This is a genomic window from Roseovarius pelagicus, from assembly GCF_025639885.1.
GTDB lineage: Bacteria > Pseudomonadota > Alphaproteobacteria > Rhodobacterales > Rhodobacteraceae > Roseovarius > Roseovarius pelagicus.
Genome location: NZ_CP106739.1, coordinates 105,387 through 124,475 on the forward strand (window position 1 = coordinate 105,387; position 19,089 = coordinate 124,475).

At 59.3% G+C, this 19,089-nt stretch carries 22 protein-coding genes and 2 pseudogenes; 13 read left to right on the forward strand and 11 right to left on the reverse strand.

The window, feature by feature from the left end:
* Nucleotide 1 precedes the first annotated feature (1 nt).
* The 4 genes and pseudogenes from arcC (at nt 2) to petA (ending at nt 2,455) form a co-directional block, all read left to right on the forward strand.
* Nucleotides 2-928 (forward strand): carbamate kinase, encoded by a 927-nt coding sequence (arcC, locus tag N7U68_RS20615; protein ID WP_263049220.1) that lies wholly within the window; start codon nt 2-4, stop codon nt 926-928.
* Nucleotides 925-1,428: a c-type cytochrome gene (locus N7U68_RS20620; protein WP_263049221.1), complete on the forward strand. Its 504-nt coding sequence runs from the start codon at nt 925-927 to the stop codon at nt 1,426-1,428. The genes arcC and N7U68_RS20620 overlap by 4 nt, the downstream gene beginning before the upstream one ends.
* A 101-nt stretch (nt 1,429-1,529) precedes the next feature.
* Nucleotides 1,530-1,783, forward strand: a pseudogene (locus tag N7U68_RS20625) (integrase core domain-containing protein); the annotation flags it as partial.
* Between the two features lie 111 nt (nt 1,784-1,894).
* The gene (gene petA, locus N7U68_RS20630; protein WP_263049222.1) at nt 1,895-2,455 is read left to right on the forward strand and encodes a ubiquinol-cytochrome c reductase iron-sulfur subunit; all 561 of its coding nucleotides are present in this window, start codon (nt 1,895-1,897) and stop codon (nt 2,453-2,455) included.
* A 53-nt stretch (nt 2,456-2,508) separates the two neighbouring features.
* Here the strand turns inward: petA and lgt are convergent, their stop codons facing one another.
* The 7 genes from lgt to N7U68_RS20665 form a co-directional block, all read right to left on the reverse strand.
* Complete coding sequence (lgt, locus tag N7U68_RS20635) at nt 2,509-3,432, reverse strand: prolipoprotein diacylglyceryl transferase (RefSeq protein WP_263049223.1); 924 nt, start codon at nt 3,430-3,432, stop codon at nt 2,509-2,511.
* 11 nt (nt 3,433-3,443) lie between these two features.
* Nucleotides 3,444-4,766: an APC family permease gene (locus tag N7U68_RS20640; RefSeq protein WP_263049224.1), complete on the reverse strand. Its 1,323-nt coding sequence runs from the start codon at nt 4,764-4,766 to the stop codon at nt 3,444-3,446.
* Nucleotides 4,767-5,567 carry an L-2-amino-thiazoline-4-carboxylic acid hydrolase gene (locus N7U68_RS20645; protein WP_263049225.1) on the reverse strand — a complete coding sequence of 267 codons (801 nt, stop codon included), beginning with the start codon at nt 5,565-5,567 and terminating at the stop codon, nt 4,767-4,769.
* Nucleotides 5,560-6,246, reverse strand: a complete 687-nt coding sequence (locus tag N7U68_RS20650; RefSeq protein ID WP_263049226.1) for a TVP38/TMEM64 family protein — start codon at nt 6,244-6,246, stop codon at nt 5,560-5,562. Before N7U68_RS20650 ends, N7U68_RS20645 begins: the two co-directional genes overlap by 8 nt.
* A 10-nt stretch (nt 6,247-6,256) precedes the next feature.
* A complete protein-coding gene (locus tag N7U68_RS20655; protein WP_263049227.1) occupies nt 6,257-6,763 on the reverse strand; it encodes a DUF6010 family protein in 507 nt (168 codons plus the stop codon).
* A gap of 145 nt (nt 6,764-6,908) precedes the next feature.
* The gene (locus N7U68_RS20660; protein ID WP_263049228.1) at nt 6,909-7,499 is read right to left on the reverse strand and encodes an EF-hand domain-containing protein; all 591 of its coding nucleotides are present in this window, start codon (nt 7,497-7,499) and stop codon (nt 6,909-6,911) included.
* Between the two features lie 186 nt (nt 7,500-7,685).
* On the reverse strand, nt 7,686-7,985 hold the full coding sequence (locus tag N7U68_RS20665) for a hypothetical protein (RefSeq protein ID WP_263049229.1): 300 nt from the start codon (nt 7,983-7,985) through the stop codon (nt 7,686-7,688).
* A gap of 179 nt (nt 7,986-8,164) precedes the next feature.
* Between N7U68_RS20665 and N7U68_RS20670 the strand changes: the two genes are divergently transcribed.
* Nucleotides 8,165-8,887: a response regulator gene (locus N7U68_RS20670; protein ID WP_263049230.1), complete on the forward strand. Its 723-nt coding sequence runs from the start codon at nt 8,165-8,167 to the stop codon at nt 8,885-8,887.
* On the forward strand, nt 8,887-10,293 hold the full coding sequence (locus N7U68_RS20675) for an ATP-binding protein (protein WP_263049231.1): 1,407 nt from the start codon (nt 8,887-8,889) through the stop codon (nt 10,291-10,293). Before N7U68_RS20670 ends, N7U68_RS20675 begins: the two co-directional genes overlap by 1 nt.
* A gap of 60 nt (nt 10,294-10,353) precedes the next feature.
* On the opposite strand, the gene N7U68_RS20680 is transcribed toward N7U68_RS20675, so the two are convergent.
* The 3 genes and pseudogenes from N7U68_RS20680 to N7U68_RS20690 all read right to left on the reverse strand — a co-directional run bounded on the left by N7U68_RS20680 (nt 10,354) and on the right by N7U68_RS20690 (nt 13,294).
* A complete protein-coding gene (locus tag N7U68_RS20680) occupies nt 10,354-11,022 on the reverse strand; it encodes a copper resistance protein B (protein WP_263049232.1) in 669 nt (222 codons plus the stop codon).
* 66 nt (nt 11,023-11,088) lie between these two features.
* Nucleotides 11,089-12,782 (reverse strand): annotated as a pseudogene (locus N7U68_RS20685) (copper resistance system multicopper oxidase).
* 176 nt (nt 12,783-12,958) lie between these two features.
* A complete protein-coding gene (locus tag N7U68_RS20690) occupies nt 12,959-13,294 on the reverse strand; it encodes a hypothetical protein (RefSeq protein WP_263049233.1) in 336 nt (111 codons plus the stop codon).
* A gap of 210 nt (nt 13,295-13,504) precedes the next feature.
* On the opposite strand from N7U68_RS20690, the gene N7U68_RS20695 reads away from it, so the two are divergent.
* From N7U68_RS20695 to N7U68_RS20725, 7 genes are all read left to right on the forward strand, one after another.
* A complete protein-coding gene (locus tag N7U68_RS20695) occupies nt 13,505-14,020 on the forward strand; it encodes a cupredoxin domain-containing protein (protein ID WP_263049234.1) in 516 nt (171 codons plus the stop codon).
* 87 nt (nt 14,021-14,107) lie between these two features.
* Nucleotides 14,108-14,428, forward strand: a complete 321-nt coding sequence (locus N7U68_RS20700) for an SHOCT domain-containing protein (protein WP_263049235.1) — start codon at nt 14,108-14,110, stop codon at nt 14,426-14,428.
* Between the two features lie 126 nt (nt 14,429-14,554).
* On the forward strand, nt 14,555-15,568 hold the full coding sequence (locus N7U68_RS20705) for a YncE family protein (RefSeq protein ID WP_263049236.1): 1,014 nt from the start codon (nt 14,555-14,557) through the stop codon (nt 15,566-15,568).
* Between the two features lie 280 nt (nt 15,569-15,848).
* Entirely contained in the window at nt 15,849-16,400 is a 552-nt protein-coding gene (locus N7U68_RS20710) for a L,D-transpeptidase (protein ID WP_263049351.1), read from the forward strand.
* Nucleotides 16,401-16,411: 11 nt separating this feature from the next.
* Nucleotides 16,412-16,870 carry a c-type cytochrome gene (locus N7U68_RS20715; RefSeq protein WP_263049237.1) on the forward strand — a complete coding sequence of 153 codons (459 nt, stop codon included), beginning with the start codon at nt 16,412-16,414 and terminating at the stop codon, nt 16,868-16,870.
* 53 nt (nt 16,871-16,923) lie between these two features.
* Nucleotides 16,924-18,315: a multicopper oxidase family protein gene (locus N7U68_RS20720; protein ID WP_263049238.1), complete on the forward strand. Its 1,392-nt coding sequence runs from the start codon at nt 16,924-16,926 to the stop codon at nt 18,313-18,315.
* Nucleotides 18,316-18,374: 59 nt separating this feature from the next.
* The gene (locus N7U68_RS20725; protein WP_263049352.1) at nt 18,375-18,776 is read left to right on the forward strand and encodes a c-type cytochrome; all 402 of its coding nucleotides are present in this window, start codon (nt 18,375-18,377) and stop codon (nt 18,774-18,776) included.
* Between the two features lie 78 nt (nt 18,777-18,854).
* On the opposite strand, the gene N7U68_RS20730 is transcribed toward N7U68_RS20725, so the two are convergent.
* Nucleotides 18,855-19,061 carry a heavy-metal-associated domain-containing protein gene (locus N7U68_RS20730; protein WP_263049239.1) on the reverse strand — a complete coding sequence of 69 codons (207 nt, stop codon included), beginning with the start codon at nt 19,059-19,061 and terminating at the stop codon, nt 18,855-18,857.
* Nucleotides 19,062-19,089: the final 28 nt, after the last annotated feature.

The window sequence follows — 19,089 nt, forward strand, 5'->3', positions numbered from 1 at the left end:
CGTGCTGGTGGTCGCAGCCCTTGGCGGCAATGCCCTGTTGCAACGCGGGCAACCCCTGACCGCAGAGAACCAGCGCGCCAACGTCCGCGCGGCGTCCGCGGCGCTGGCAGACGTCGTGCGCGCCGGGCATCGGTTGGTCGTGACCCACGGCAACGGGCCGCAGGTCGGGCTGCTGGCACTTCAGGGCGCGGCCTACAAGCCCGACGAGGCATATCCGCTCGACGTGCTGGGGGCCGAAACCGGCGGCATGATCGGCTACATGATCGAGCAGGAGCTCGAGAATGCCCTGGATCATGCGCATCCCGTGGCCACGCTGCTGACGCAGGTCGTGGTCGACGGTCAGGACCCCTCGTTTCGCAATCCCACCAAGTTCATCGGTCCGGTCTATTCCCGCGACGAGGCCGAGTCCCGCGCCAAAGCCGCCGGCTGGAGCATCGCGCAGGACGGAGACAAATGGCGGCGCGTGGTGCCTTCGCCCGCGCCGCAGGACATCCCGGATCTGCGCGTTCTGCGCCTGTTGCTGGATCAGGGCGTGATCGTGATCTGCACCGGGGGTGGCGGTATTCCGGTGCTGCGCCTGCCCGACGGGAGCATGACCGGTATCGAGGCGGTGATCGACAAGGATGCCGCCAGCGCGCTGCTCGCGCGACGGCTGGGCGCGGACGCGCTGCTTCTGCTGACCGATGTGGACGCGGTGTACCGGGATTTTGGAACCGACAAAGCAACGAAGGAAACGTGGCTATCGCCGCAGGACGCACTGCAATTTAATGCACCCGCAGGGTCAATGGCCCCGAAACTGGCCGCTGCAGCGGCATTCGCCGTTGAGGGTGGATTGGCAGCTATCGGGCGGCTTGAGGATGCCACACAGATCATAATCGGGGCTGCAGGCACACAGGTTTCAGATAAGAGCGAAGGTAAAGAGAGATGAATGCCCTTCGGTTGCGTATCGGGGCCTTCACCGCAGTCGCCATTGCTGGTGCACTCGCTTCTGCAGGTACTCCGGACAAGGCCACGTCTCATGCAACAGCGGCGTCAGACACGACATTGGCCACGGGTCTGACCTTTCCTCCTATGGATGCTGCCAAAGGCCGCCTGTTGTTCGTCTCGAAAGCATGTGTTGTTTGCCATTCGGTGAATGGTGTTGGGGGCAGGAATGCGCAACCTCTGGACGCCAGATTCATGGACCGGCCTATGAATCCCTTCGACTTTGCCGCGCGTATGTGGCGCGGCGCTGAAAGCATGGTGATGATGCAGCGCTATGAGCTGGGCGATGTGATTCATCTATCGGGTCAGGAATTGGCCGATATTATTGCCTTTGTGCACGACCCGGAAGAGCAGGCCAAATTGTCTAACACGGACATTCCCGAGCTTACGCAATTGATGATGGAACATGCAGATGCCGAAATGCTTGGGGTGCCCCACGACTGAGGCTGGTTGGCAATAAACCTGACAGACCATCAGATTCTTCAGATGTGAAGCGGGAGAAAGAAATGCAGGCTCAAGATATCATGACAAGAAATGGCATTACTGCAGCCGTCGGTGTCAAGACCGCCTGTATCGAGTCCGGATCGCCCTAGGAGGAAGGCTACTGTGAATGCTTCAACGCAAGGTTCAGGTATGAGCTGCTGAACGGCGAGGTCTTCTACTCGCTATGCGAAGCACAAATCCTGATCGAACAATGGAGGAAACACTGCAACACAAACAATCCGATAGTGCTTTGGAATATCGACCACCGGCCCCGGAAACCATCATGCCGATGGAATCCAGGTCAATCATGCATTAACATTCAACCTGGACCACTCACGCGGGGCTGATCACTGCCGAGTTTATAGCGATACAGTCTATTACAAAAAGCTTCTTGAGCTTTCGGTACTGGAGTCCTCTATAAGAAATCATGACAGAGCTTACCGACCATTCAGCGCGGCGCGATTTCCTTTATTATGCAACTGCCGGTGCAGGGGCGGTGGCCACGGGCGCGGCGATTTGGCCGCTGATCAACCAGATGAACCCTGCTGCTGATGTCAGGGCTCTGCTAAGTATCCGCGTGGATATCTCCGGGATGACACCTGGCACCCAACTCACTGTAAAATGGCGGGGAAAGCCAGTGTTCATCCGCTACCGAACCACAGAGGAAATTGCTGCGGCACGTTCCGAAAATGTTGCCGACCTTCCCGACACCATCGCGAGAAACCCCAATTTCGATGGGGACGTCGCGGCCACCGATGCGCACCGGGCAGTTCCGGGCCGCGAAGAGTATCTGGTCATGATCGGCGTGTGCACCCACCTGGGATGTGTTCCGCTTGGAAACAGCTCCGGCGATTTCGGAGGTTGGTTCTGTCCTTGCCACGGTTCGCATTATGACACGGCTGGGCGGATCAGGAAGGGGCCCGCACCAGAAAATCTTCATATTCCGAAACTTTCGCTGTCGGATGAGTTAATTCTCATTTTGGGATAAGGTGGCGTTTGGGACTCCTCGCGTAAGGTCGGCCAAGGTCGGCGGATCGAAGTTTACGCGGTTTCGGGTTCCTTTTGGCCGCGATCCCGATTTTTCTTTCGAAAAACCCACCAGATCAGCATCAGCCCGGCAAAGATCATCGGCAGCGACAATGTCTGTCCCATCGTCAGCCCGCCAGTCCCGAAATGCAGCGCGTGTCCGATGGGGTTCCCTTCGGACACGAATTGCATGTCCGGCTGCCGGAAAAACTCTACAAATGCTCTCGACAGACCATAACCCGCCAAGAAAGTCCCCGTGACGGCACCGGGCCATTTCAGCCAACCGCGCCGCCAGGCTAGGATCAGTAGCAGACCTCCCAGGAGGAGCCCTTCAAGCAGCGCTTGATAGAGTTGGGACGGATGCCTCGCGCACAGTCCCGTGACGCCTGGGCAAGCTTGTGCAGCCTGTCCCGGGAAAATGACGCCCCACCAAACGTCAGTTGGACGACCCCAGAGTTCGTTGTTCGTGAAGTTGGCAAGACGCCCGAGCAAAAGTCCCGGTGGTGTAGCCAGGGCCAGGAGGTCCGCGGTACCAAGAAGTGGAGCACGCTGGCGGGTGCTAAACACCGTGCCCGCAATTATCACACCGATGAAACCACCGTGAAATGACATGCCGCCTTGCCAGACCATAAAGATCTCCAGCGGGTTTTGCAGGTAATATTCGGGCTGATACAATATCACGAAACCCAGCCGCCCGCCGATGATCACCCCGAGGATGATCCAAGTGGCCAGATCCTCGACCTGCTTGGACGTCAGAGGTGGACCCGATATCGGCCAGAACGCAGCCCGATTGGCGGATAGGACACAAATCCACATGCCGATGACAATGCCCACGATATAGGCGAGCGCATACCAGCGCAGCGCGAAGTGAAAGGTGCCGATATCGATGGCAAAGAGCTCCGTGCCGATATCTGGGAAAGGAATCGCGGCGGCCAGCATTGCGGACCCTCCTACATGTGAGAATGTGATTGAGACTGGTCTTCATTATCCGGACGAAGACGCAGGAACAGCCATACAAAGGCAAAGACAGTTGCCATCAAACCGAACGAGACAATCACGATGAGTGGGTCGCTTTGCCATTTCAGAGCGGCGAAGGTCGACAGCACAACGGCATCCAGAGCGATCGCGCTGAGCAATACCCATCCGCTCGCCTTGACGTCCTCCTTCAAGTGACGGAACACCCCCCAGTGGATGATGATGTCCATCACCAGATAGAAGAAAGCGCCAAGCGAGGCGATCCGGCTGAGGTCGAAGAAAATCGCCAGAAAGCTGGCAATCACCACGGTGTAGACCAGCGTATGGTCGCGGATCGCCCCCGGCATACCAAAATGGCTATGGGGGATCAGCTTCATGTCGGTCAACATGGCAAGCATACGGGACACCGCGAAGATGCTCGCGATCAGGCCTGAAGATGTGGCGACGATGGCCAGCAGGACAGTCAGGTAAAAGCCGGTTCGACCAAGGGTCGGGGCAGCGGCCTCTGCCAAGGCATAGTCCTTGGCTGCGATGATCTGCTCCAGAGTCAGACTGGACCCTACGGCAAAGGCGACCAGCAGATAGACGATGACGCAGAGACCGATGGATACGATGATCGCCCGTCCGACATTGCGGTGCGGCTCGGTGACTTCGGCTCCGCTGTTGGTGATTGTCGTGAAGCCCTTGAACGCGAGGATTGAAAGCGCCACGGACGCGACAAAGCCGGTGATCTGCGTCGATTGCTGGTCGGTGGCCGCCTCGAAAGAGATGCCGCCCGCCCAGAGCGCGGCCGCCCCGAAAAGTGCGATACCGCCGACCTTGATGATCGCCATCACGATCGAGAACAGCCCGACGGATCGGTTACCCGCAGCATTGACCAGATAGGCAAAGACGATCAGGCCGACGGCGAGGGCTGGCACTTTCCAGCCGGATTGCTCCATGCCAAGGCCTCGCAACAAATAGGTGGCAAAGGTCCGTGCAACAAGGCTTTCGTTGATGACCATCGACAGCGCCATGAGCAGGGCTGCTCCTGCAGCAACGGTTGTCGGTCCGTAGGCCTTTTGCAGGATCATCGCGATACCGCCAGCCGAAGGATAGGCGTTCGACATCTTGATGTAGGTATAGGCGCTGAATGCGGTGACGATAGCGCCCGCGATGAACGACAGCGGGAAAAGCGGCCCGGCAAGCTGTGCTATCTGCCCGGTCAGGGCGAATATCCCCGCGCCGATCATCACACCCGTGCCCATTGCGATTGCGCCGGCAAGCGTGATGCTGTTCGCCTTGTATTCCGAATTCATCTAGACGTTCCTTTCGTCGAATCGGCTTGTGCCGTTGGGTCGGCTCATCTGTCCATAGGCCTGCGCCTTCCAGCACATATCGCAAACCCGGTCCCCGGCCGAGAGCGTATGAGGCCTTTGGTAATGCCCACGTTTGCCATCGCTGGCGATGAAGTCCGCGCCGGGCCAATCGTACCGGCACCAGCTCTGCCGAAATGCCTCCAGCAGTTCGGGATCTTCGTAGCGTGCGAAGGCTTTCCGAGCGAAGGTTTGCGGCGGGCAATGGGTAAAATGGGTGTTCAGATCGTCGCCATCGCGAAAGACACGCGTTTCATAGCCCGGGGCACCGACGGGGCGGAAAGGGAAGATCAGCAACGCCCGGATCGTCCAGCGCAGCCTTCGCCCCGGATCGCGGCTGACGATACGGGATGGCAGGGATGACAGCCGGAGCAGTCGACGGTAGAGATCCCAGCCGACATCGGCCACGACGGAATGTGCGCACTCCACCCTGACCTCGTGCCGACGCAGCGCCGCATCGGCGGCGATGGTGTAGATGGCAAGCTCCACCATCAGGCGGCTTCCTGCGTTGGGAAGGGTCTGCACTTCGGCGACATCCCGCATGTCCGCTACTGTCTGCTCCAACGTGGCAAGGAAGCTGTCGATCTCTTCCGGCAGCCAGCGTAGCGTGTCGCCATTCTCAAGGCGCAGCGCCCGATTGCCGAGATGCCGACGGCAAGTCCGGCGGACCTCGCGCCGCAGAAGTCGGCGCACCGCTCGCCAACCCGGGGACGGGCGCACGGTGGAAATGCGGCGTTCAGTCATGCGCTGCCCGCTTTCCAAGACGCTCCCGGATCGCCACGATGACGAGAGGGGTCAGCGTGAGCGCACCAAGCCCGATTGCGGCCCACGCGGCGCGCCCTGTCTCTCCGCTGACGGCCTCGTTGCCGAAATGGGCGAGAACGAAACTGGCCGGAATGATCCCGGCGAGGGTCGCCACCGCGAAGCGCCAGAAATGCAGACAACTGAGCCCGGCCGCATAGCTGACGATGTCGAATGAAATGAAGGGCATCAACCGGCTGGCGAAGACCGTGACCGTCAGCGCATTCTGTGATCCGAGCCATCCCTTGTCCACTTTGTCGCCGAACCATCTGGTCAAGACATCACGCCCCAAATACCTTGCCAGGGTGAAGGCCACCATCGCCCCGATTTCGGCGCCGACCGCAATGTAGATGGTCCCGATCGTATGTCCGTATGCCGCGCCAGCCGCCAGAGCGATTGGCGCGCTTGGAATGGGGGAGGCGACAATCGCGAGGGCCATCAGGGCAATGACGAGGATCGGGCCCCATGCGCCTGCCCCATTCACCCAGCCGGATATGCGCGCGCCGTTCAGGTTTTCGATTTGGTCGGACAAGGGACCGATGAACAACGCCACAGCAACGACTCCAAGCGCGCCAGCGAGGACCAGTTTCGGCACCGTTCCAATCAGATTCCTGTGCGTCATGTGGCCCATCTCATGGCAGATAGAGACCGAAGAGAAATTCAGCTGCGAGCAGATCGCAACTGACACAGAGCGGGACATACCAGTCCGGAACCGGCGCGCCGAATGCGCTATTATGGTGCAGAAGATCCCAGACTGCATGTGCGGCAAGCCCCAACGTCAAGGCAAGCGGGATCCAGAGTAACCCGGCAAGTGCTACAACCGCATAGAATACGGCACCCCCGAGTTCCAAACAGAAGGTCGCCATTGATCTGGTCGAGGCGCCAAAGCCGATATAGGCCCCGCCGATCAATGCAAGCGTCAATGCGGCAATCGTCACCAAGGCCTCTTCGGTCACCCACAGGTGGATCAGCGCAAAGATAATGAACAGACCCGCAACAACGGCGCTTGGTCCTAACTTCGTAGTAACGAGCCGCTTGGTCTGTGATCCAGCGTTCGACATGCTGCGTGCCTTCCGTGCCCAGCCGGTTTCATGTTCGATTCCCTCCATCTCTAATGGTTCCAGTAGATGGAATGTCAAGCCATTGTCGAGGTGCCATCCTTCACGCGGTGTCAACCGTATCCAGCAACAGCATCCAGAGGCCGCCCATTCCGAAACCCATAACGCCGACCTACTGTTCCACCAATGTGGAGACGACGCCGACCAGAGGCTGGCGTCGCAGTCCTCAATTTTTGGTGGTGTCGTCAGCTTTGTTCATTTCAGAATCCATGCCTTGACCGCTGCCTGGCTGACCCTGCATCTGCCCCATGCCAGAGTGCATCTTCTTCATGCGCTCCATCTTCTTGGCGGGCGCGGCCATTTCATCGCTCGTGATGGCGCCGTCGCCGTCCGCATCGAGATGCTGGAAGCGGTCAACCATCTTCTCGCGGATCATCGCGCTGTGCAGCGTCTCGAACTCAGAAATCGACAGCGTGCCGTCGCCGTCGCTATCGTACTCAGTCAGCTTGGCCTGCATCTGCGTGCGCATCTCCTGCGGCGTCACATTGCCGTCACCGTCGGCATCGAGCATCTGCATCATGGTGCCGTCCATCATGCCGCGGCCCATGCCGCCCATCTCGTTGCCGTGCATCCGATGCATCTTCTCCATCATGCCGGACATATCGCCCATCATGCCGGAACCGCCGCCCTGCATCATCATGCCGCCACCGTCAGATTTCGATTTTGCACCGTGGCCGTGATCGTTTTGCGCGTATGCCGCGTCGCTGAGACCGGTTGCGGCGATCAACGAGAGAACGAGAGTGAAACGTTGTGACATTGGAGCGTTCCTTTATTTCCGAATTGGGGGATTGTTGTAGCAGGATAGCGCCGCCCACAGAACAGGCCCGAGCGATCCCTTGATGTATTTCCTGTAGGGGCAGCCACAGGACATGGACCTGAGCTGCCCCCGGCCGAGACTGTCAGCGCAATGAATCCGCGCCAGGCGAACCCGTGCTCACAGTGCTCAGCGATCGTTGCCGGCCTCAGACGGAAGCGGCCCGCTCATTTGGTTGCCGGAGGTGTTGAGGCCGGAATTGTACGACGTGCCCCGGTGAACATCGGTGCCCTTTTTCGGAATGAGCGTACCGTCGCTGTATCGGTCGATGTGTTGCACACCGTCATTTGTCGACGAGGTTGCGTTGGCAGCATTGTTCGTTTCCGGCAACTCGTGGTGACCGGTCACGAAGCCGGTATTTGCTTGGGCGACCGCCCCGGCGGAAATGGCACTGACAAGTGCGAGGGCCTGCATGATATTGCGCTTCATTTTGAAGGTTCCTTTTTTGTTGTCGTGATGCCAATATGGCAAGTCGGCCCAAGACCACAATCGCCCTGCCAAGCCGGATTGTATCGGTCTGTCACACAAGAGCTACATGATACCTTTCGTTACATTTTTCAGGCAATTAACGGATACAAGCTGATACAGAAGATGGCTATTGTCGCCGGATGACCGAGATGCCCCATATCCTCGTCGTTGACGACAGCCTGGAAATCCGCAACGCCGTTTCGCGCTATCTCGAGAAGAACGGGATGCGGGTGAGCAAGGCCGAGGATGCCATCGAAATGGATGCGCACTTGGCCAAGGGGCGCTTTGACCTTATCGTACTGGACGTGATGATGCCCGGCGAAGACGGTCTTTCTGTTTGCCGACGTTTGACATCGAACGGAACGATCCCGGTACTGATGCTCACGGCGCTGGGAGAAGAGATGGATCGTATCGTTGGCCTGGAAATTGGAGCGGACGATTACCTGGCCAAACCGTTCAATCCACGCGAGTTGCTCGCGCGCGTGAAGGCCATATTGCGGCGCGCCTCCCGCACCGTGACGCACGGGGGCAAGTTGACCGGCCGCCGGGTCAAATTCGGCCACCAGACACTCGACACGGACAGGTCCAGCCTGGTCGACGAAAGCGGTCACGAGGAAACACTCACGACCTCTGAATTCAAACTCCTCACTGTGCTTTTGGAGAGACCGCGTCTGGTGCTGAGCCGCGATCAACTGCTGGACTTGACGTCGGGAAGAACGCCCAATCTCTTCGACAGAACGATCGACAACCAGATCAGCCGCTTGCGCCGCAAGGTCGAAACCGACCCCATGCGCCCGAAACTCATCACAACGGTACGAGGAGGCGGCTATTGTCTGGCTACCAACGTCCAGGAACTGGAGTGATGGTACGCTTGCTCGACAGCCTCCGCGGTCAGTTGTTTCTGCTGATCATCTGCGCATTGGCTGTAGCACAGGCAATCAGCCTTTGGCTTTTCGTAGATGAACGCGGGTTGGCAGTCCGTGCCGCGCTCGGATCCGAGGCGGCAGGCCGGGCGGCGAATGTAGCCCGCCTCATAGAAGAAGCGCCGGTCGAATTACAGGATTCCATCCTGCGGGCGGCGGATTCGCCCCTGGTCCGATTTGACATCACCGACCAACCGTCCGTGGATCACACGAACCACATGGGCGGTGGCAGCGTCGAAGCGCGTATCCGGGCGCTGCTGGGGCCGGATGACGACCGTGAGATCAGGATCGAATTGCATGAGGCAGAAGGGGACCTCATGCCGTTGGCTCACATGTCGGACGGTGGGGGAACCACGCATCTCAGGATGATGAAGGATGGCCTGTCGACCATTGAGATGACGCTTTCGGTGGCATTGGGAGACGGCCGGTGGCTGAACGTCGACACTCGGTTCCATCGTCCACCGTTACAATGGCCCATCATTTCGACCTTGAGCTTCGGAATCACCGCAGCGATAGTTCTGATCGCGGTATTCTGGTTTCTGTTGAGCCGCTTGACAGGACCGTTAAGAAGGGTCGCGGGCGCAGCCGAAAGGTTTGGGCGGGGTGACGCAGGTGAGCCCCTGCCCTTGACCGGTCCCAAAGAGGTGCGAGACCTGATCGCGACATTCAATGCCATGCAGAACAGACTGACCCGCCATATGGCGGACCGGACGCGTGTGCTGGCCGCTCTCGGGCATGACCTGCGCTCTCCCCTGACCGCATTGCGCGTTCATGCAGAGCTGGTCGATCAAGACGAAATTCGCGACAGTCTAGTTTCGTCCATCGAGGAAATGCAGGAGATGGTCGAAACGACCCTGGCCTTCGCACACGGCATGGCGACGTCCGAGGAGCCGCAGATCGTCGATATTCGTTTTTTTCTCGGGAAACTTCAGCAAGACATGCTGGGCACCTTCCAGATCGAAGACGGAAATGAGATATTCCTGAGGTTACGCCCCAACGCGATGCGACGCGCCCTGCGAAACCTGATCGAGAATGCGCTGCGATACGGCGACAGCGCCAGTCTGTCTTTTGAGCGCGTTGAAGATGATCTTTTCATCAGGATCACCGATGACGGGCCGGGTATCCCGGAGGCCGATCTCGGCCGCGTCTTCGAGCCGTTCTTCCGATTAGAACAATCGAGATCGCGCAACACTGGCGGCACAGGTCTGGGCCTGTCGATCGCAAGAACGATTGTCCGGGCGCATGGTGGTGACGTATCGCTGAGCAACCGCGCGGCAAGAGGGCTGCTTGCAACGGTCATTCTTCCCATCGCAAGCGACGCAATCCCGCAGGTCAGCAAACCCTAGGCGCGGCAACGGCACCCCAGCAGAGTCTGTATCTGTGGGATGCCATCGTTTCAGAACGTCTCAGAACATGATCCGTGCGCCAACGACGACGGAAAACGCATCCGTGTCCTCACCCGCAGCGCGCATCAAATCGGACGTGTCACCGAACGACTTCTCGTAATTGACGCCGACATATGGAGAAACGGCACGGTCGATCAGATCATAGCTGACGCGCGCGCCGATCTCGAATGTCGCTCCGCCGGCCCCCTGATTTCGGGCGGTATCGTCCTTGAGCGGCAGGGTCATCTCGAAGCTGGGCGTCAGGATGAGGCGGTTCGTCAGAAGGGCCTCGTATTCCGCCTCGAACCGGAAGAAGGGATGATCCGAGACGTAAAGATCGGCGTCGATCTCGAACCATTGCGGGGCCAGACCCTTGACGCCAAGGACCGCGTTGTAGCGATCCGGCGCGCCGTCGGGCATGCTCGCCTGGACACCGATCACCCCGTCGAAGAGGGTCGAGATTGGCATTTGCAGACGCAACTGGTTTTCCAACTCCTCGTACTCGCCCGAGGATTCGCCGACTTCGCCTTCGCTGCGCCAGACAAAACGCAATTCGTCCGTGCCGGCAAGCGCGTCGAAATCCCAGACAAAGGTGTCCTCGCCCTCCGTGAAGCGGTACTCCAGTTGCTCGGCTTGGAACCCCCAGATGGTCTTTTCCGCGACCGCCGGCGTCCAGATCATGGAGGCCATGGGCCGCACCAAATACGGGCAGGTAAAGGGTTCTCATCGGTTCAGTTCCTTTTCTTTTATTGTCGTTCATGCCGGGCCGCCTTCGACGATCACCTTGCGGAACATGCCCGCTTCCGCGTGGTAGGACAGAAGACAGTGAAAGGCCCATTGGCCCGTCGCATCGACCTCGGTTTCGGTATAGACGGTGGTGCCCGGTGCGATACTGACAGTGTGCTTGATCGGGTCCCACTTGCCCTTGCCGGTGTCGAGGATCGACCACATCCCGTGCAGGTGCATCGGGTGCGACATCATCGTTTCATTGACGAACTTGAAGCGGACACGCTCGCCATATTTCGGGCGGATCGGTTCGGCATCGTCCATCTTGACGTCGTTGATCGACCAGATATAGCGCTCCATGTTGCCGGTCAGGCGCAGCTCTATCGTGCGGGTCGCCGGGCGATCGCGGTAGAGCGGCGCGCGGGCACGCAGATCGTTGTAGTACAGAAATTTGCCACCGTTCGCTGCGGTCGGGATCAGACCGCTTCGCGGTGCGTAGAATTCACCCGGCTTGCTGCCTCGCGCGCGCTATGGGTCATGCCGACCATCTTCTTTTTGCCGGATTCTGCGGGTTTGGTACCGCCCGACATATCCATCTGGCTGTGATCCACGCCTTGGGAAGACATGGTGCTATGATCCATACCAGCCATGTCCATGCTGTCCATCATGCCGCCCATGTCCGCCATCGTCAGAAGCGGTTCGGGACGCATCCGCGGCACCAGACCGGCCCACCCCTGTTGGGGCGACAGCGAACCACGCACCATCGCCGTGCGGCCCATCGACTCGGCTATGATGCCATATTCCTTGGCTTCGCGCGGCTCGACGATCACGTCATAGGTTTCGGCCACCGAGATCCGCAGTTCGTCCACCGTCACCGGCGTGACGTCGTTACCATCGGCTTGAACGACGGTCATTTTCAGCCCCGGGATGCGAACGTCGAAATAGGCCATCGCGGAAGAGTTGATCAGCCGCAGCCGCACCTTCTCGCCTGGATTGAAGAGACCGGTCCAGTTCTGCCGCGTGCCCATACCATTGATCAGGGGTGCGAAACCCTGCACGTCTTCGATGTCGGTCGGCATCATGCGCATCCTGCCCCACGTCGCCCGGTCCTGAAGGGCTTGTTTGAAGCCGTCTGCACGAGAGTCGCGCACCAAATCCTCCAGCGTGCGCTCCGAGCGGTTGTAGTAGTCGGCGGACATCTTGAGATTGCGGAAAACTCGGTTTCCGGTGTGCGGATGCTTGTCGGTCAACTGCACGACATAATCGCGGTCCACGCGCACCTTCTCGCCACCTTTCGGTTCGATCACGATCGCGCCGTAAGCTCCATCGGGTTCCTGAAAGCCGGAGTGACTGTGGAACCAGTACGTGCCGGCCTGAACGATGGGAAAGCGGTAGGTGAAAGTCGCACCTGGTTCGATCCCGTTGAAGCTGATGCCCGGGACGCCATCCTGACGAAACGGGACGATCAACCCGTGCCAGTGAATCGAAGTGCTTTCGCGCAGATTGTTCCTGACGTTGATTGTGACCTGCTCGCCTTCCTTGAAGCGCAGCATGGTCGGGCTCTGCCTGTTGTTGTAACCGATGCCGGATTTCTTGAATTCGCCAGTGTCGATGCTAATGTGGTCGACGCTTATGTCATATGTGCCCGCAAAGGCACTGATCCCGCCTGCGGCGGAAAAGACGGCAGCCCAAAGGGCCGTTTTGAGAAGGCGTATGGGTTTCATATCCATTCCTTTCGTGATGGGTGAGTAACGCAACGCATCAGCTATGCGCCGCAGAGACGATGTCGAAAATCGAAAGTCTTGCCGCCATCGGGGTGCATTTGCCTTGATGGACAACGCGATGAGGACAGCACGCACCTGTCCGAGCCCCGCCACGCGCGAGCACGAGGTGACCCATGTCAGGCTCGCGGCGGTGGTATCTCGCTGATGGGGAACGCGGTGTAAAATTCGCTGAAATCCTCGCCGAAAACCGCAGATGTCTGAGTGCTGGTGCGTCTGGACTGTCCGTGTTCAGCCGAGATAAACGAGGAACAGTGACCCGCCATCGCAGCGCAGTTCGCATCCTCAGCTGCGGTGCCGGTCAAATCACAGTCGGCATCGGGCCCAGTGATATCCCGCGCCAGATCATACACTCCAGGATCGGAACCGGCGAAGGACACATGTGGAAACCCCGCAGCCGAAAGTACGGCCAGCGTGAGCAGCAACGCGCAAAATGTGTGAAGCCAGTGTCTCATATCACCTCAATTTGGGCCAGTGTGCCTCGGCAGTGAAAACCTCTGCCATAGCAGCCAAAAACGCAAGCTTACATTCCGATACAATATAGTAGCCTCCCGTGGCCTTGACCCTCCAGCACTGGAATGCCCTTGTTCTGTGCCATCGACCCTCTGCTCTCTCGAAAGATGATCCTCATTTTCCGGGTTCCGAAACAAACCAAGGATACAAACATGAAACCGACGACAATCATCACTGCAACGATCCTCACCCTGTCTTTTGCGACCCAGTCGACGGCGGGTGCGGGACATGGCGATGGCACATCGATTGGAATGCCCGGAAGTGCCGAAAACGTGGATCGAGTGATCGAGGTCAGCATGGACGAGATGAAGTTCGAACCGAGCCGCATCTCGGTTGAAGAGGGCGAGACCATCAAGTTTGTGGTCAGCAACGACGGAAACCTCGTCCACGAGTTCAACCTCGGCACTCCCGAGACTTGGAAGGGTCACAAGGGCGAAATGATGAAGATGCTCAAGACCGGCATGATGACCATGAAAAAGGTAAACCACGCGAAGATGATGGACGCTGGAATGATGCATGACGACGCGAGCAGCGTCCTGCTCGAACCGGGTCAGACAGCCGAGGTCATCTGGACCTTCTCCGAAACCACCGAAATGGGCTTTGCCTGTAACGTGCCCGGACACCGCGAAGCTGGCATGGTCGGCGACGTCAAATTCCAAGGTCACTAACTTCGTCTGAAGGTCAAAGGGGGCCTACGCCCCTTGCATAGCGAGCCGTTGATTGTTTCGGCGGCTTGCCAGCAAAGAGAGGTCGACATGAAAAAGTTCACATTGCCAGTGATTTCATTCTCCGCGGTGTCCTTCGCCACTGCCGCATTAGCCACGCCGGAGGGCGATGGGACCGCAGGATACAGCCATATGATGTGGAACGGCGGCCACGGGCTGTGGGGTGGCCTGATGATGGTGGTGTTTTGGGGTCTGATCATTGGATTGATCGTGCTCGCCGCGCGCGGTTATTCGGCGCGATCCGATAACGTGCCGCGCCCGGGCGCTCTGGATGTGCTTCAGGAGCGATACGCCAGGGGCGAGATAGATGAGGACGAATACGATCGCCGAAAGGCAAAGCTGCAAGACTGAACCGGACGGCGGGTGCCTCGCAGGCGGCAAGACGTTGTCTCGACCTCTCTCCGAGGGGATTGAAGTCCAGCGCGGCGATCTCGCTTCCGACCCATGAAAATCGTAGCCACTGAAAGGGAAAATCCAATGAGAACTTCCTTGTTAAGCCTTACCGCCGCCCTTCTGACCAGCAGCGCTGCGCTCGCCGATCTCTACATTCCCGAAGGAGAAACAGGCACCTTGCTGCATCTCGATCGCGGTTTCGAAATCGTCGCGCGCATTCCCGGACTGGACAATGTCCACGGGCTGGCCGGCGCGCCCGAACGTGGCCTGCTGGTCGCCGGCAGCCTGTCGGAGTCGATGCCCGGAGAGGTTGCGAAGCCGGCCGCCGTTTCTGATGAGGAACACGCGGCGCATCACGGCGGCGGCACGAAAACGGTGCCGGAGTCTGTCAGACACGTAACGCTGATGGACGTCAGCAGCCAAGAGATATTGCGGCGCATCGAGGTGCCCGGCATCGTCCATCACGTCGAGGTATCGGCAGACGAGCGTTACGCCGTCGTCACCCATCCCACGAGCGAAACCGTCTCGGTGATCGACCTGGAAAGCGGCGAGGTGACTGCGACCGTCGCGACCGGACCGATCCCGGAATACGCCGTCGCCGATCCGGTTACCGGAAACTTCTTCGTATCCAACGCCGGCAACGACACCATCAGCGTTCTCGATCCGCGGGCCGGAATCGTCGATCGGAATTTCCGACTTGACGGCCCGCCCAAGCACATGATTCTGGACGCCGGTGCCCGGCGACTGTTCGTCAGCCAGTCCGATGTTGGCAGGGTTGCGATCCTCGACGCCGACAGCGGCGAAACGCTCGAGTCGTTCGAAATCGGCGGTGAGTTGCATGGCATCGCCGTGGACGAAACCGCCATCTGGTCGAGCGCGCGCGAGCGCGACCGGGTGGTGCGGATTGATCGCGAATCCGGCGAACGTCTGGAGGTCGAGGTGGGCCCCGAACCCTATCACATGATGCGGGTCGAAAACGCTCTGGTGGTCAGCAGCGCCGAGGATGCCGTGATTTGGGTTCTGGACCCGACAACTCTCGAACTGCGCAACAGCGTGACCACCCAGAGTATCGCGCACCAGATGGTTGAGATGCCGTGATCCTAAGGGTGTTAAAGGGGTTGGCGGCCGAAGGCGCGCCATTCCCCGTATTGCACCCTGCAGGTCCTCCAGCCTTGATAAAGACACCTAGTCTGCGTTGCTTGTTTCGCCGCCCACGGATTCTCTCACGGGAAGGTCACGTTACAAACCGATACGAAGATCACGCTTTTGCAACCCAGCCCGTTCTTGACCCTCCAGCGGAGGAAGGTGGTTTAAGCCACACGGAAAACAGCGAAGAAACGAATGGAGGCAGAAAATGTGTGACGCGATTCGCAAAGGAATGGATCGGCGAACCTTTATACTTGCATCATCCAGCGGGTTGATCGCGCTGGCAGCGCCATCGGTGCTGCGCGCTCAGCAGATCGCGCCGGTTCGCCGGAACATCTCGTCCTTCCGGCTGCATGACTGGCAGGATCACTTCGATAGCCTTGGCAAAGGCATCCTGCTGTCGGATACCACTACGCGAGTTCTTCAGCACTGGACGGCGAATGGGGAGATGCGCATTTACCCCACATCCGTGCCCATGAGCGACGAACTGACGCGCCGCGGCTATAGCGAGATCGTTTACAAGGACGAGGCGCCAGATTGGGTTCCGACGCCGTCGATGCGCGAGCGCGACCCGTCCTTGCCGGAATATGTCGCAGCCGGCCCCAAGAACCCGCTCGGCGTCCGCGCCATGCACCTGACATGGCAGTATTACCGGATTCACGGTACCGGCGACACGCGCAAGATCGGGCGCAAATCCTCCAGCGGCTGCATCGGTCTCTATAATGAGGATATCGTCGAGGTGTTCGACAGAACCCCGCTCGGGACCCAAGTGAAACTCATCTGAAATGGGATCAAATGAACAAAACAGTCTTTGCTATCGCAGCCTTTTTCGTATTGGGCGGTGTAGCCGTATATTGGAACGTGACACCACAACCCTCGCAGAATATCGGCCATTCGATGGTGCCGCCCGATACGAGTGATCTGGAATCAGGCGCGCCCATTGTCGATGTCTCTCTGCCGGCAGAACTCTCCGCCGAGGCGCAAATGGGCAAGCGGGCTTTCGAGGCGAAATGTGCCGAATGCCACGGGGCCAATGCGGCTGGCCAGAATGGAGTTGGACCCCCGCTCGTGCATAAGATCTACGAACCCAACCACCATTCTGACATGGCCTTTGTGTTGGCGGCTAAGAACGGCGTGCGCGCGCACCACTGGCGGTTCGGAAACATGCTCCCGGTTGAGGGTTTGACCGATGCAGACGTCAAGCTGATCGCGCGCTATGTGCGGGAATTGCAAAAGGAAAATGGGATTTTTTGAGCACAGGTTTCCTGCTAGTGCCAAAACACTTCGAACGAGGAACAGGATACACCATGACAACGCGACGTGATTTTCTGATGCAGGGGATGGCTGCCACGGCGACCTTGGCGTTGCCCCGTCAGCTTCGCGCTGCCGCGCCGGAATTTCAATCGCTCGAAGCGCGCGCGGCCAGCGTACAACTTGCCCCGGCATCTTACCCAGAGACAGAAATCTGGGGTTACGACGGGAAAATGCCCGGACCCGAACTGCGGCTCGCCCAAGGCGCACGGCTACAACGTAGCTTCGTGAACAGATTGCCGCAGGCGAGTTCTGTTCATTGGCACGGGATGCGGATCGACAACGCGATGGATGGTGTCGCGGGATTGACCCAGCCCGCCGTCGAACCGGGTCAAAACTTCGACTATGATTTTGTCGCTCCGGACGCCGGAACATACTGGTATCACGCGCATAACCGCTCTACCGAACAGGTGGCGCGCGGCCTCTACGGAGCGCTGATCGTCGAGGAATCCACGCCACCGGATGTAGACCGCGACGAGGTACTGATCCTCGACGACTGGCTGCTTAACCCCGAAACCGCCCAGATCGACCCGGATTTCACGTCGCTTCACGACCGTAGTCATGCCGGTCGTCGCGGCAATTTCATCGCCACCAACGGCATCCACCATCTTTCGCTTGATGTGCGTCAGCACGAACGAATGCGCCTGCGTCTCGTCAACGCGGCCAATGCCCGGATTTTCGTACTGGCGCTCAAGGGCATGGACGGGTGGACTGTCGCGCTGGACGGCATGCCGCTGGCACGACCCGAGCCGGTAACGGACGCGTTGATCCTCGGCCCCGGCCAACGCGCAGATCTGATCGTCGACGTGACCGCCGCGCCGGGTGAACTCGCCCATCTCGTGCGGCTCGAGAATGAGGACGCGTCCTCGCAAGTGGCGTTTCCCGTGACCGCAAAGGCCTCGGCAACGCACCGGGCAGCACCGGACCCGCTTCCCCCCAACCCGCGGATGGAGCTGACAGGCCTGGACGGCGCCAGGACCACGCGGCTCGACATGCAGGGCGGTGCGATGGGCACGCTCGACACCGCGATCCTGAACGGAGAGAAAAAGAGCTTTCGGGAGCTGGTGGAGGCCAACCAGTTCTGGTCCTTCAACGGGACCGTTGGCATGACCGATGTGCCGCTCATCGACGTCTCGCAGGGTGAGACGGTCAAACTGCAGATCTACAACGACACCTCCTTTCCCCATGCGATGCACCTGCACGGCCTGCATTTCCGCGAAATCGGCGAGGATGGCGGCCTCGGCCCTTTGCGCGACACGATCCTGATGTTCGGTGGCCAGACCCGCAGCATCGGATTTGCCGCCGACAATCCCGGCGACTGGTTGTTTCACTGCCATATGCTCAGCCACGCGTCTTCGGGAATGATGACCTGGATAAAGGTGACGTGATGCGAATGATCCTGTTTCTTGGGTTGCTGCCGGTACTCGCCACGGGTGCCGGTGTGTGGATGATGGCGAAAGGAAACGCCCAGACAGCCACGCAACCCCAATCCTTCGATCTGGTTGCGGGTGAACGGCTCTACCAGGAGTATTGCGCCTCCTGCCACGGTGCCGATCTGGAAGGACAGCCCGATTGGCGTTCGGCTGGTGCGGACGGTATTCTGCCCGCACCACCACATGACGAAACGGGCCATACCTGGCATCATTCCGACAGCGTCCTTTTCGATTACACGAAGCGCGGCGGGAAAGAAGCTCTCGCCAGCCAGGGCGTGGATTTTGCGAGCGGAATGCCCGGTTTCGGCGATCAACTGACTGACGCAGAGATATGGAACATCCTCGGCTTCATCAAATCCACCTGGCCCGACCGTCAGCGCGAGATCCAGGCGGCCCGCAGTGGCCCCTCCCAGTAGAAGCCGGGTATATGATCCCCTCGAAGTCAGCCCTGTAAAGGTATGACTGGCGCCCACAGGGCGGGCACCGGTTTCACATCAGATTGCCGCCGCTGCCTTGACGTCATAACCCGCGTTGCGGATGGCCTCGGACAAGGCGTGCTCGTTCAGCACGCTCTCGACCTCGACTTTCCGCGTGCCTGTATCACAGGTCACGGTCGCGGTCGGGTCTATCGCCTTGATCGCCTTTTCAATTGCTGCGGTGCAGTGACCACAGCTCATGTCTGGCACATCGAATCTGGTCATGGGGTGCTCCTTCATGTTTTCGAATGGA